This window comes from Promicromonospora vindobonensis (genome assembly GCF_042685865.1).
Lineage (GTDB): Bacteria > Actinomycetota > Actinomycetes > Actinomycetales > Cellulomonadaceae > Promicromonospora > Promicromonospora vindobonensis.
The window spans coordinates 3423642-3436895 of sequence record NZ_JBHUOG010000002.1 but is presented as its reverse complement, the minus strand read 5'-3'; the positions used below and the strand labels follow the sequence as shown (position 1 = coordinate 3436895).

The 13254-nt window shown below is 70.0% G+C and carries 11 protein-coding genes; 10 read left to right on the top strand and 1 reads right to left on the bottom strand.

Annotation, left to right across the window (positions count from 1 at the left end):
- Window positions 1-24: 24 nt before the first annotated feature.
- The 5 genes from ACFS27_RS28490 (at window position 25) to araA (ending at window position 7127) form a co-directional block, all read left to right on the top strand.
- On the top strand, window positions 25-1371 hold the full coding sequence (locus ACFS27_RS28490) for an ABC transporter substrate-binding protein (protein ID WP_377190618.1): 1347 nt from the start codon (window positions 25-27) through the stop codon (window positions 1369-1371).
- A 148-nt stretch (window positions 1372-1519) separates the two neighbouring features.
- On the top strand, window positions 1520-2956 hold the full coding sequence (locus ACFS27_RS28485) for an RICIN domain-containing protein (protein ID WP_377190616.1): 1437 nt from the start codon (window positions 1520-1522) through the stop codon (window positions 2954-2956).
- Between the two features lie 231 nt (window positions 2957-3187).
- Window positions 3188-4855 (top strand): xylulokinase, encoded by a 1668-nt coding sequence (locus ACFS27_RS28480; RefSeq protein ID WP_377191213.1) that lies wholly within the window; start codon window positions 3188-3190, stop codon window positions 4853-4855.
- Window positions 4852-5616 (top strand): L-ribulose-5-phosphate 4-epimerase, encoded by a 765-nt coding sequence (locus ACFS27_RS28475; protein ID WP_377190614.1) that lies wholly within the window; start codon window positions 4852-4854, stop codon window positions 5614-5616. Before ACFS27_RS28480 ends, ACFS27_RS28475 begins: the two co-directional genes overlap by 4 nt.
- On the top strand, window positions 5613-7127 hold the full coding sequence (gene araA / locus ACFS27_RS28470; protein ID WP_377190612.1) for an L-arabinose isomerase: 1515 nt from the start codon (window positions 5613-5615) through the stop codon (window positions 7125-7127). Before ACFS27_RS28475 ends, araA begins: the two co-directional genes overlap by 4 nt.
- Window positions 7128-7211: 84 nt before the next feature.
- Here araA and ACFS27_RS28465 read toward each other — a convergent pair whose 3' ends face one another.
- A complete protein-coding gene (locus tag ACFS27_RS28465) occupies window positions 7212-7898 on the bottom strand; it encodes a GOLPH3/VPS74 family protein (RefSeq protein WP_377190610.1) in 687 nt (228 codons plus the stop codon).
- Window positions 7899-8045: 147 nt separating this feature from the next.
- On the opposite strand from ACFS27_RS28465, the gene ACFS27_RS28460 reads away from it, so the two are divergent.
- From ACFS27_RS28460 to yjfF, 5 genes are all read left to right on the top strand, one after another.
- The gene (locus ACFS27_RS28460; RefSeq protein WP_377190608.1) at window positions 8046-8321 is read left to right on the top strand and encodes an acylphosphatase; all 276 of its coding nucleotides are present in this window, start codon (window positions 8046-8048) and stop codon (window positions 8319-8321) included.
- Window positions 8322-8492: 171 nt separating this feature from the next.
- Complete coding sequence (locus ACFS27_RS28455; RefSeq protein WP_377190607.1) at window positions 8493-9497, top strand: ABC transporter substrate-binding protein; 1005 nt, start codon at window positions 8493-8495, stop codon at window positions 9495-9497.
- A 116-nt stretch (window positions 9498-9613) separates the two neighbouring features.
- Window positions 9614-11140 carry a sugar ABC transporter ATP-binding protein gene (locus ACFS27_RS28450; RefSeq protein ID WP_377190605.1) on the top strand — a complete coding sequence of 509 codons (1527 nt, stop codon included), beginning with the start codon at window positions 9614-9616 and terminating at the stop codon, window positions 11138-11140.
- Window positions 11137-12204: an ABC transporter permease gene (locus ACFS27_RS28445; protein ID WP_377190603.1), complete on the top strand. Its 1068-nt coding sequence runs from the start codon at window positions 11137-11139 to the stop codon at window positions 12202-12204. The genes ACFS27_RS28450 and ACFS27_RS28445 overlap by 4 nt, the downstream gene beginning before the upstream one ends.
- Window positions 12201-13199: a galactofuranose ABC transporter, permease protein YjfF gene (gene yjfF / locus ACFS27_RS28440; protein WP_377190601.1), complete on the top strand. Its 999-nt coding sequence runs from the start codon at window positions 12201-12203 to the stop codon at window positions 13197-13199. Before ACFS27_RS28445 ends, yjfF begins: the two co-directional genes overlap by 4 nt.
- Window positions 13200-13254 lie beyond the last annotated feature (55 nt).

Genomic DNA, 13254 nt, shown 5'->3' with positions numbered 1-13254 from the left:
GAACTACCTCAAGGAGGAGGAATCATGAGCATCACACGTAACAGCCGGATCGCGGCGGGCGCCATGGCGGCCGTGCTGGCCGGGAGCCTCGCAGCCTGCTCCGGAGGCGGCGACGGCGGAGGAGAGCCCGGCGAGGGCGCGACCGCCGAGGAGATCGAGGCCGCCCTCGAAGAGGGCGGCACCATCGACTACTGGACCTGGACGCCGCAGGCGGAGAAGCAGATCGAGGCCTTCGAGAAGGCTTACCCGAACATGACCGTGAACCTCACGGACACGCAGGGCGCCGAGGAGCACAACACGGCGCTGCAGAACGCGATAGCAGCGGACAAGGGCATTCCTGACGTGGCCCAGCTGGAGTACCAGTCGGTGCCGCAGTTCCAGCTCCCCGGCCAGCTGACCGACGTGACCGGGTACGGCCTCGGCGAGCTCGAGGACCTGTACACGCCGTCGACCTGGGGCTCGGTGGCCCTCGGCGACGGTCTCTGGGGCCTGCCCCAGGACTCCGGCCCGATGGCGTTGTTCTACAACGCCGAGGTCTTCGAGGAGAACGACCTCGTGGTGCCAAAGACCTGGGACGAGTACGTCGAGCAGGCGCGGAAGCTGAAGAAGTCGGACCCCGACAAGTTCCTCTTCAACGACGACGGGAACGGGCCGGGCACCGTCACGTCGATGATCTGGCAGGCCGGCGGCAAGCCGTTCCAGGTGGAGGGCGACACCGTCACGATCGACCTCGCCGACGAAGGCACGTCTCGGTGGGCCGAGATGTACCAGCAGCTGATCGACGAGGAGCTGATGTCGGACATCACCGGCTGGAGCGACGAGTGGTACCAGGCGCTCGGGGACGGCTCGATCGCCTCGATGGTCGTGGGCGCCTGGATGCCCGGCATCTTCGAGGACGGGGTCCCTGGTGGCGACGGCGCGTGGCGGGTCGCCCCGATGCCTACCTACGACGGCACTCCGGTCAACGCCGAGAACGGCGGCTCGGCGGACGTGATCCCCGCCGGCGCCGACGACAAGCTGCTCGCCGCAGGCTTCCTCAAGTGGCTCAACAGTGACCCGGAGAGCATCCGCGTGTTCATGGAGACGGGCGGGTTCCCCGCAACCGTCGCAGAGCTGGGCTCCGAGGAGTTCCTTGGCTACGAGTCCGAGTACTTCGGCGGTCAGAAGATCAACGAGGTGCTCGCGGCCGGTGCGGACGACGTCGTCGAAGGCTGGCGCTACCTGCCGTGGCAGTCGTACGCGAACAGCATCTTCTCGGACACGGTAGGCCAGGCCTATCTCGACAAGACGTCGTTGCTGGACGGCCTCGCCGAGTGGCAGGCGGAGAACGTCCGGTACGGCCAGGAGCAAGGCTTCACGGTCGACGGCTGACCTGGCCGTCGGTTCCCGCAGAGGGCGGGGGTCCCGGACCACGGGACCCCCGCCCGCGCTGCACTGCCCGCACCACCAGGCACCACCCAGCACCCGCACCGCCTGCACTGCCCCGAACCCTGCACCGCGATGAAGGAGTGTGGTCCCCGTGAGGCGTCTTCTTGCTGCCCTCGCTGCCCTGACCTGCGTACTGGCGACGGCCGTCGGAGTGGTCTCTGCCCAGGCCTCGCCCGGGGCGGAGGAGACCGCCCGTGCGGCCTCTCCCGAGACGGTGGTCAACGCCACCCAGTTCACCGACACGGCCGGCGCCCCGTTGCACGCCCACGGCGGCGGGATGGTCAAGGTGGGTCAGTACTACTACTGGTTCGGCGAGAACCGGAACGAGGACAACACCTTCCGGTACGTGTCGGCCTATCGCTCCACCGACCTCGTGCACTGGGAGTTCCGGAACCACGTGCTGACCGAGGCCAGCCACCCGGAGCTGGCCGTTGCCAACATCGAGCGGCCCAAGGTGATGTACAACGAGGCGACCGGCCAGTTCGTCATGTGGATGCACAAGGAGAACGGCAGCGACTACTCCGAGGCGCGGGCGGCGGTCGCCGTGAGCGACACCGTGGACGGTGACTACACCTACCAGCGGAGCTTCCGGCCGCTCGGGCACATGTCCCGCGATATCGGGGTGTTCGTCGACACCGACGGGACCGGCTACATGTACTCGGCCGCGAACGAGAACTACGACCTGCACATCTACCGGCTCACCAGCGACTACACGGACGTGGCGACGCTCGTCGCGAACCCGTGGCCCGGCGGCCACCGGGAGGCGCCCGCCCTGTTCAAGCGCGGTGGCACCTACTTCATGCTGACCTCCGGGGCCACGGGCTGGAGCCCCAACCAGCAGAAGTACGCGACGACCAGCAACCTGGCGTCGGGCTGGTCGGCCATGCGGAACGCGGGCGACCCGACCGGCTACGGCTCGCAGACCACGTTCGTGCTGCCGGTGCAAGGTACCTCCGGCACCAGCTACCTCTACCTGGGCGACCGCTGGGGCAACTCCATCGGCAGCAACGTGAACGGCTCGCGCTACGTGTGGGCGCCGATCACGTTCCCCACCTCGACCTCGATGTCGTTCGACTACTACCCCGAGCTCTCCATCGACGCGGCGGCGGGCACCGTCAGCGGACAGGGCGGGCCGTTCGAGTCGCTCACCGCACGGCACTCCGGCAGGTGCGCGGACGTGACCAGCCAGTCCTACGCCGCAGGGGCCCAGGTGAAGCAGTACGACTGCAACGGCGGTGGCAACCAGCGGTTCTGGTTCCGGAGCGCGGGCAGCGGCTACTACAACCTCGTGGCCCGGCACAGCGCGCTCTGCCTGCAGGAGAACGCGACGACCGTGACGCAGGAGGGCTGCGGGTCGGGGACGAACCAGCAGTGGTCGGTCGTCGCGACGTCGGGCAGCTACGTGACCGTCCGGTCGCGGGCGACCGGGGAGTGCCTGGACGTGAACGGCGGTTCGACGGCGAACGGCGCAGCGGTGATCACCTACGCCTGCAACGGCGCCACCAACCAGCAGTGGACAAGGGGCTGACGGGCGGCATCCCGGTGTGCAGCACCTGAGAACGACCTCGGGCGCCGGACCGAACCTGGTCCGGCGCCCGGGGTCGTTCTCGGGGCGGACCCGTCCACCCCGGTTTCGTAACGTATCGTGTGAGCGCTAACATCGCCGTGGACAGGGGAGCGGACGGCTTATCGTGACGGTCGACCGACGGTGACACGAACGACGCCTCGCGACGATGCGGGCAGGACGGAGCGGTCCACGATGGTGGAGCGGCAGGACGAAGGAACAGGGCAGCCCACCGGGCTCCGGGAGGCGATCGAGCAGGGGCGGACGGCGCTCGGCATCGAGCTCGGTTCCACCCGGATCAAGGCATGTCTCATCGGCCCGGACAACGCGCCGCTGGCGAGCGGCAGCCACGACTGGGAGAACCAGCTCGTCGACGGCACGTGGACCTACTCCCTGGATGCCGTCTGGTCCGGCCTGCAGGCCTCGGTCGTCGCGCTGCTGGCCGACGTCGAGGGCCGGTACGGCGTGCGCCCGACGACGTTCGGCGCGATCGGCGTCTCGGCGATGATGCACGGCTACCTGGCGTTCGACGACGCGGACGAGCTGCTCGTGCCGTTCCGTACCTGGCGGAACACCACGACGGAGCGGGCCTCCGCCGAGCTGACCGCCCTGCTCGGGCACAACATCCCGCTGCGCTGGTCGATCGCACACCTCCGTCAGGCGATCCTCGACGACGAGCCCCACGTATCGCAGGTGCGGCACCTCACCACGCTGGCCGGGTACGTGCACTGGCGCCTGACCGGGCACCAGGTGCTCGGTGTCGGCGACGCGTCGGGCATGTTCCCGATCGACCCGGTGACGAAGGACTACGACCGCCGGATGCTCGATCAGCTCGACGGGCTGCTGGCGGACGCCGTCCCTGGGCGGACCGTCGCGGACCTGCTGCCGCGCGTCCTTCCGGCAGGAGCGGACGCCGGCGTGCTGACCGACGAGGGTGCAGCGCTGCTCGACCCGACCGGCACGCTCCGGCCGGGTATCCCGCTGTGCCCGCCGGAGGGTGACGCGGGTACCGGCATGGTCGCCACCAACTCCGTGGCCCCCCGCACCGGGAACGTCAGCGCGGGCACCAGCATCTTCGCGATGGTGGTCCTGGAGAAGGCGCTGGAGCGCGTGCACGAGGAGCTGGATCTCGTCACCACTCCGGCCGGCGACCTGGTCGCGATGGTGCACTGCAACAACGGCGCCAGCGAGCTGGGCGCCTGGGCCGAGCTGTTCGGCCAGTTCGCCACCGCGCTGGGGCGGCCGGCGGAGCCCGGCGCCGTCTTCGAGGCGCTCCTGCGCTCCGCGCTGGACGGCGACGCCGACGGTGGCGGCCTGCTCGCGTACAACTACCTGTCCGGTGAGCCGATCACAGGGCTGGAAGCCGGACGGCCGCTGTTCACCCGAACGCCCGACAGCCGGCTCACCCTGGGCAACTTCGCGCGCACGCAGGTGTACAGCGTGTTCGGCACGCTGAGCCTCGGCATGCGCGTGCTGGCCGAGGAGCAGGTCGAGCTGGACGCGATGTTCGCGCACGGCGGGCTGTTCAAGACCGAGGGCGTGGCCCAGCGGCTGCTGGCCGCGGCGCTCGGCGCGCCGGTGGCGGTTGGCCGGACGGCGGGGGAGGGCGGTGCCTGGGGCATCGCCGTGCTCGCCGCCTACCGGGCGTCCGCGCAGGGTGCGGCCGCCCCCGAGCAGGACCTGGGCGCCTACCTGGGCGCCGAGGTGTTCTCCGACGCCGAGCTCGACGTCGTCGAGCCCGACGCAGAGGACGTGGCGGGGTTCTCCGCCTTCCTGGAGCGGTACAGCGCGGGCCTCGCGATCGAGCGCGCCGCCGTCGAGACGCTCCGGACCCGAGACACGACGCAGGAGGCAGCACGATGACCACGAGAGCCCTGGCCGACTACCCGCAGGCAGTCCGGGACGAGGTCGCGCGCGTGCGCGTCGTCGTGTCGGACCTGCACGCCGAGCTGCCCCGCTGGGACCTGGTGGTGTGGACCGCCGGCAACGTCTCGCAGCGGGTGGCGAACCCGGACGTGCCGGACGGCAGCGAGGACCTCTTCGTCATCAAGCCGTCGGGCGTCTCCTACGACGACCTGACCCCTGAGGGCATGGTGGTGTGCGACCTGGACGGCAACCTCGTGGAGGGGACGCGCGCGCCGTCGTCGGACACCGCGGCTGCAGCCTACGTGTACCGGCACATGCCCGAGGTGGGCGGCGTGGTGCACACGCACTCCACGTACGCGACGGCGTGGGCGGCGCGCGGCGAGGAGGTGCCGTGCGTGCTGACGATGATGGCCGACGAGTTCGGCGGACCGGTCCCCGTCGGCCCGTTCGCGATCATCGGCGACGACTCGATCGGCCGGGGCATCGTCGAGACCCTCACGGGTCACCGCAGCCCCGCCGTCCTGATGCGCAACCACGGGCCGTTCACGATCGGCAAGGACGCACGGGCCGCCGTGAAGGCCGCGGTGATGGTCGAGGAGGTCGCCCGCACTGTGCACGTCTCCCGCCAGCTCGGCGAGCCGGTGCCGATCGAGCAGCAGCACATCGACTCCCTCTACGACCGCTATCAGAACGTCTACGGCCAGCCCGCGACGACGCCGTCGGGCACCGCCGCAGCGAACACGGAAGGACAGGAATGAGCACCAAGCCCTACGCGGACCGTGAGGTCTGGTTCTTCACCGGGAGCCAGGACCTCTACGGCGAGGAGACCCTTGCCCAGGTCGCGGAGCAGTCGCAGGAGGTGGCCCGCGCGCTGGACGCGTCGTCGGACGTGCCCGTCAAGGTCGTGTGGAAGCCCGTCCTGAAGGACTCGGTCTCGATCCGCCGCGCCATGCTCGACGCGAACGGTGACGACAAGGTGCTGGGCGTCGTCACCTGGATGCACACCTTCAGCCCGGCGAAGATGTGGATAGCCGGCCTGGACGCGCTCCGCAAGCCGCTGCTGCACCTGCACACGCAGGCGAATGTCGAGCTCCCCTGGGACGACATCGACATGGACTTCATGAACCTCAACCAGGCCGCGCACGGCGACCGCGAGTACGCGTACATCGCCACGCGCCTCGGCGTCGCGCGGACCACCGTGGTGGGGCACGTCTCCAACCCTGCGGTCACCCGCCGCGTGGGCACCTGGGTGCGCGGCGCGGCCGGCTGGGCGGCGACGCACGAGCTCAAGCTCGTCCGCTTCGGCGACAACATGCGCAACGTCGCGGTCACCGAGGGGGACAAGACCGAGGCCGAGCTGCGGTTCGGCGTCTCGGTGAACACGTGGGGCGTCAACGACCTGGTCGCGGCGGTCGATGCGGTCGAGGAGACCGCCATCGACGCCGTGGTGGCGGAGTACGAGGAGAAGTACGACGTCGCGCCAGAGCTCCGGGCTGACGGCGAGCGGCACGACGCCCTGCGCTATGCCGCGCGCCAGGAGATCGCGATGGAGGGGTTCCTCACCGCGCTCGGCGCCAAGGCGTTCACCACGAACTTCGAGGACCTGGGCGCGCTGCGCCAGCTCCCCGGCCTCGCGGTCCAGCGCCTCATGGAGAAGGGCTACGGCTTCGGCGCCGAGGGCGACTGGAAGACGGCGGTGCTCGTCCGGGCCGCCAAGGTGATGGGCGAGGGCCTCCCCGGGGGTGCGAGCCTCATGGAGGACTACACCTACGACCTCACCCCGGGATCCGAGCTCATTCTCGGCGCGCACATGCTGGAGGTCTGCCCGTCGCTGACCACGTCGAAGCCGCGGATCGAGATCCACCCGCTCGGCATCGGCGGCAAGGAGGACCCCGTTCGCATGGTCTTCTCGGCGGACGCCGTCGAGGGGGCCGTCGTGGTGTCGCTCGCCGACATGCGCGACCGGTTCCGGCTCACGGCCAACGTGGTCGACGTCGTCACGCCGCCGCACGACCTGCCGAAGCTGCCGGTCGCCCGCGCGATGTGGGCGCCGCGACCGTCGTTCGAGACCTCCGCCGAGTCGTGGCTGACGGCGGGGGGCGCGCACCACACCGTCATGTCGACGGCGGCGGGGATCGAGGCGTTCGAGGTCTTCGCGAACATCGCGCGGACCGAGCTGCTCGTCATCGACGAGGACACGACCCGCCGTGGGTTCGCCGACCAGGTCCGCTGGAACCAGGTCTACTACCGGGTGGCCCAGGGTCTCTGACCCTCCGCGGGGAAGGGCTGCAGCGCGCGCGCTCCGGTGCGCTGCAGCCCTTCCTCGCTCTGGCTCCACCTCGAGCGCGGGAGGTCAGTTGCCGGCGGTGGCCGCGCCGCTCGTCGTCACCATCACCGCGATCATCGCGGCGTTGACGTCGTCGATCGCCCGCTTCACCGCGGCACCGGCCCACTCCGACTCGGCGATCTCCTTGGCGCGGCGCTTCAGCGCTCGCCGGTCCTGGCCGGGAAACACCTTGCGGAGCAGGTCGGTCGCGAGCAGCAGCGAGACCAGGGCCGACGTCGGCCCGTCCGGGGTCCCGCCCGTGGTCAGGGCTGCCTGGATCCGCTCGCGGACGGCAGCCTCCGGGGCCGCGTCGTGCGCAGGCCACGCGGTGCTGGGAAACAGCCCCAGCACCTTGACCTGCTCCTCCCGCAGCACCCCGCGGGCGGCCAGCTCGTGCTGCACCGACTCGCGCAGCTTCCTGGCGAAGCTGCCCTGCCCGATCTTCCGGATCGCGTCCTTGGGCCTGCGATCCTGCATCAGCTCGAGGATCTCGCGGTGCAGCGGGTCCGACGGCGTCGCCCGGCCGGTCGCGCGGAACCGGCCCTTGCGTCCGCCGTCCGCGCCGTCCGACACGTCGAGCGCACCCCGCAGGGTGAGCTCGGCGACCGAGGCGCCGGCCAGCGCGAACTGAAGGTGCTGGGAGCTGAGCAGGGGCCGGCCAGAGGTGTCGTCGAGGGCGAGGAGCAGGTACTCCTCGGCAAGGCTGAGATCCATGGTGACTCCTCGAGGAAGGACTGGTCGAGACCAGCAGACCACGGACGACGCGGCCCCGTGATCCTCCGCAGGGATGATCCTGGCGGCGGCTCCGGACCGGCACCGCGCCCGGTGGGACCGTGGCGCCGGATCGGTGACCATGGGGGTATGGACACCTTCGTCGCACGGCACGTCGTGGTGAGCGGACGGGTACAGGGCGTCAGCTTCCGCTACCTCCTCGAGCAGGAGGCGGTGGCCGCAGGCGTAGCCGGCTGGGTGCGCAACACCCCCGACGGGACGGTGGAGGCGGTCCTCGAGGGCGCGCCGCCGGCCGTCGACGACGTCCTGGCGTGGATGCGGCACGGCCCGCGTGACGCCGTCGTCGGCTCGGTCGACGTGCGCGAGGTCGCGCCGCAGGGGCTCGCGGGCTTCGTGATCCGCTGAGGACTGCGGTGCAATTCGGACTATTCCCCTAATGGGGTAAAGCGTGCAGACTCGTTACTGGAATGTGACGTGGGCCACTACCGATCTCCCCCATGTGAGCGCTAACATTCCACTCGGGCAAAAACGCCGCTAACCCCCGCACGCAGTCGTGCGGGATCTCAAGGAGGAGACATGGCACGCACTACCCTGACCCGTACCGTCCTGGCCGCGGTGTCGGCAGCAGCGCTGTTCACGCTCGGTGCGTGCAGCTCGGACGCCGGTAACGAGACCGGAGGCGGGGGAGAGCCGGCAGCCGCCGACGACGGCGTCATCACCCTCGGCTTCTCGCAGGTGGGCGCCGAGTCCGGGTGGCGCGCCGCCAACACCAAGTCCATCCAGGACACGCTCACCGCTGACAACGGCTTCGACCTCAAGTTCTCCGACGCGCAGCAGAAGCAGGAGAACCAGATCCAGGCCATCCGCTCCTACATCACCCAGGGTGTGGACGTCATCGCGTTCTCCCCGGTGGTCGAGACCGGCTGGGACGCCGTGCTCCAGGAAGCCAAGACGGCAGGGATCCCCGTGATCCTCACCGACCGCGCCGTCGACTCGGACGACGAGACCCTCTACGAGTCGTTCATCGGCTCCGACTTCGTCAAGGAGGGGGAGATGGCCGGCGAGTGGGTCGTCGAGCAGTACGACGGCGAGGGCTACAAGGCCGTCGAGCTGCAGGGCACCACGGGCGCGGCCCCCGCGATCGACCGCAAGGAAGGCTTCGAGTCGGCCATCGAGGGCTCGGACGTCGAGATCATCGACAGCCAGACGGGCAACTTCACGCGGGCCGAGGGCAAGACCGTCATGGAGGGCTTCCTCAACAAGCACGACGACATCGACCTCGTGTTCGCGCACAACGACGACATGGGGCTCGGCGCGATCGAGGCCATCGAGGCAGCAGGCATGACGCCGGGCGAGGACATCAAGATCGTCACCATCGACGCCGTCAAGGACGGCATGCAGGCGCTCGTCGACGGCAAGATCAACTACATCGTCGAGTGCAACCCGCTGCTCGGGCCGGACCTGGCGGAGGTCGCGCAGAAGGTCATCGCCGGCGAAGAGGTCGAGAAGCGCATCGTCGTCAAGGACGAGGCGTTCGACCAGGCCGCCGCCGAGGAAGCGCTCCCCACGCGCGAGTACTGACGCGCCAGTCCCGCCGTACCCCCGTTGGCTGTGAGCGTGATCGTTGCGACTGTGCGTCCGTTATAGGCGCAACGATCACGCTCACAACCGATGAGGGCTGAGTGAGAAGGTCGAGGATGACCCAGCAGACAGCACCGCCCGTCGTCGAGATGACGGGCATCAGCGTCGAGTTTCCCCCGGTGAAGGCCCTGGACGGGGTCGATTTCCACCTGCGCCCCGGCGAGATCCACGCCCTGATGGGCGAGAACGGGGCGGGCAAGTCGACCCTGATCAAAGCCCTCACGGGGATCCACTCCCCGACGGAGGGAACGATCCGGGTCGACGGCGTCGAGCGCCGGTTCACCGGCCCCGCCGACGCGCGGACGCACGGGGTGAGCACCGTGTACCAGGAGGTCAACCTCTGCGAGAACCTCACGGTCGCGGAGAACATCATGCTCGGCGCGGAGCCGCGCCTGCTGGGCGGTCTCCACTGGCGGGCGATGCGCCGTGAGGCAGCGACGCACCTGAAGCGGATGGGCCTGAGCATCGACCCGGCCTCGTCCCTCGGGTCGCACTCGCTGGCGGTGCAGCAGCTCGTCGCGATCTGCCGGGCGACCGTGGGCGACTGCAAGGTGCTCATCCTCGACGAGCCCACCTCCAGCCTGGACTCCGACGAGGTGGCCCACCTGTTCACCGTCATGCGCGCGCTGCGCGACGACGGTGTCGCCATCCTGTTCGTGAGCCACTTCCTCGACCAGGTGTACGAGGTCTCCGACCGCATGACGGTGCTCCGCAACGGCCGCCTCGTCGGCGAGTTCGTCACCGCCGACCTGCCGACGGCGGAGCTGGTGCAGCACATGATCGGTCGCTCCATGGACGTGCTGGAGGCCGCTGAGCACGTGGTGGAACGCGCCGGCCGGCCGGCGGGAACCACTCCGCTGCTCCAGGTCGTCGGCCTGGGCCGCAAGGGCTCGGTGCAGCCGTTCGACCTCGACCTCTACCAGGGCGAGGTGGTGGGCCTCGCTGGTCTGCTGGGTTCGGGGCGCACCGAGCTGGCCCGCCTGCTCACGGGCGCCGACCGGTCCGACGCCGGCCAGACCCGCGTGGCGGGGAAGGTGGCCCGGCTGCGGACACCGCGTGCGGCCATGGATCTCGGCATCGCCTACACGTCGGAGGACCGCAAGGGCGAGGGCGTCGTGGACGGCCTGACCGTGCGGGAGAACATCGTGCTCGCCCTCCAGGCGCGGCGCGGCTGGATGCGCCCGCTGCCGCGCAAGCAGGTGGACGAGCTGGTCGCCTCGTACATCGAGCAGCTCGGCATCCGGCCGGCCAACCCGGAGGCACTGCTGCGCAACCTGTCCGGCGGCAACCAGCAGAAGGTGCTGCTCGCGCGGTGGCTCGCCACGGCTCCGCAGCTGCTCGTCCTCGACGAGCCGACGCGCGGCATCGACGTCGGCGCCAAGGCAGAGATCCAGAAGCTCGTGGCCGACCTCGCTGTCGACGGCATGTCCGTCGTCTTCATCTCGGCGGAGCTCGAGGAAGTGCTGCGCATATCCCACCGCATCGCCGTGATGCGGGACCGCCGCAAGGTGGCGGAGATCGACGGAGGAGGAGCCACGATGGACCAGGTGGTCGACCTCATCGCCGGCGGCGGTGCAGCATGACGAACCTTCTTCGCCACCACCTGTTCTGGCCGGTGGCCGCCCTGGTGGCCCTGCTGGTCGCCAACACCGTCGCGAGCCCCAGCTTCCTCGCGATCACCGTCCGGGACGGCCACCTGTTCGGTGCGCCGATCGACATCCTGCGGACCACCGCACCGCTCCTGCTCGTCGCCCTCGGCATGACGCTGGTCATCGCCACACGGGGCATCGACCTCTCGGTCGGCGCGGTCGTCGCCGTCTCGGGAGCCGTGGCACTGTCGTACATCTCGTCGTCGCCCGACCCGGACTCGCCCGGCACAGTGCTCACCGCGGTCGCCCTGGCCCTGGCGCTGTGCCTCCTGCTCGGCGTGTGGAACGGGTTCCTGGTCTCGGTGCTCGGCATCCAGCCGATCATCGCCACGCTCATCCTGATGACGGCGGGCCGCGGCGTCGCCATGCTCATCACGGGCGGCATGATCACCACCGTCAACAGCGGACCGTTCAAGGTGCTGGGCTCGGGGTTCTGGTTCGGGCTACCCGTCGCGGCGGTCCTCGCGTTCGGCGTGTTCGCCGTCGTCGCGTTCGTGGTGCGGCGCACAGCGCTCGGCATGCTGCTGGAGGCGACGGGCATCAACCCGTCCGCCAGCCGCCTCTCCGGGGTGCGGTCCAAGACGCTGACCTGGACCGTGTACGCGGCATCGGGCCTGTTCGCCGGCCTGGCGGGCCTGCTCATCAGCGCTGACACCATGGCAGCCGACGCCAACAACGCCGGCCTGTTCATCGAGCTCGACGCGATCCTCGCGGTGGTGATCGGCGGGACGGCGCTCTCGGGCGGCAAGTTCAACCTGTCGGGCACCCTCGTGGGCGCGCTCGTCATCGCGACCCTGGAGCGGACGGTGACGGTGGTCGGCATCTCGCCGCTGGTCACGCCCCTGTTCATGGCCTTGGTCGTCATCGCTGTGACGCTCCTGCAGTCGCCGAGGATGCGAGAGCGGCTCACGGCCGCCACCCGCCGACCGGTCGCCACGACGCCGCCTGAGCCGCAGCCCGCTGCGCGCCCCGACTCGACGGAGGTGAAGGCCCGATGACGACGTCGGCCCCCGCCCGCGCCTCGCGCGCTTGGAAGATCCCGACCCGGCTGGACCGCCGCTACCTGCCGGTGGTGGGCACGTTCGTGGTGCTGGCGCTGATGCTCGTCGTGGGCGGCAGCAGGTACGACAACTTCGTCTCGCCCGCCGTGGTCTCCAACCTGTTCATCAACAACGCGCACCTCATCGTGCTCGCGGTCGGCATGACCTTCGTGATCCTCACGGGCGGCATCGACCTGTCGGTGGGGTCGGTGCTCGCGCTGTCCACGGTGGTCACGGCGGCTCTGCTCCAGGCCGGCTGGCCGACGGCCGTGGTGATCCCGCTCGCCGTGGGCGCAGGGACCGTGATCGGCCTGGCGCACGGCGTGATGGTGCACTACTTCCAGGTGCAGCCGTTCGTGGCGACGCTCGCCGGCATGTTCTTCGCGCGCGGGCTGTGCTTCGTCATCGCGCCCGAGTCCATCGCCATCGACGATGCGTCGTTCGTCTCGCTCGCGAGCTGGGTGCAGATCTTCGGCGGGTGGCGCATGTCGTCCGGTGTGCTCATCGCCCTGATCGTGGTGGGTATCGGCTTCCTGGTGCTGCACTTCACGCGGTTCGGCCGCACGGTGTACGCGGTCGGCGGCGGCGAGCAGTCGGCCCTGCTCATGGGTCTGCCCGTGGCCCGCACCAAGGTGCTCGCCTACGTGGTGAGCGGCACGTGCGCCGGGCTCGGCGGGCTGCTGTTCGCCATGTACTCCCGGTCGGGCTACTCCCTGACCGGCGTCGCCATGGAGCTCGACGCCATCGCGGCGGTCGTCATCGGCGGAACGTTGCTGACGGGTGGCACCGGTTTCGTGCTCGGTTCCGTGCTCGGCGTGCTGGTGCTCGGCCTGATCCAGACCATCATCACGTTCGAGGGCACCCTCAGCTCCTGGTGGACCAAGATCGTGATCGGCGTGCTGCTGCTGATCTTCGTGGCGCTCCAGCGCGTGCTCAGCCTGCGCCGCACGTAGTAGGACCAAGGCCCTGACTCGCCGTACCCGGTACGTCGAGTCAGGGCCGCAGAAC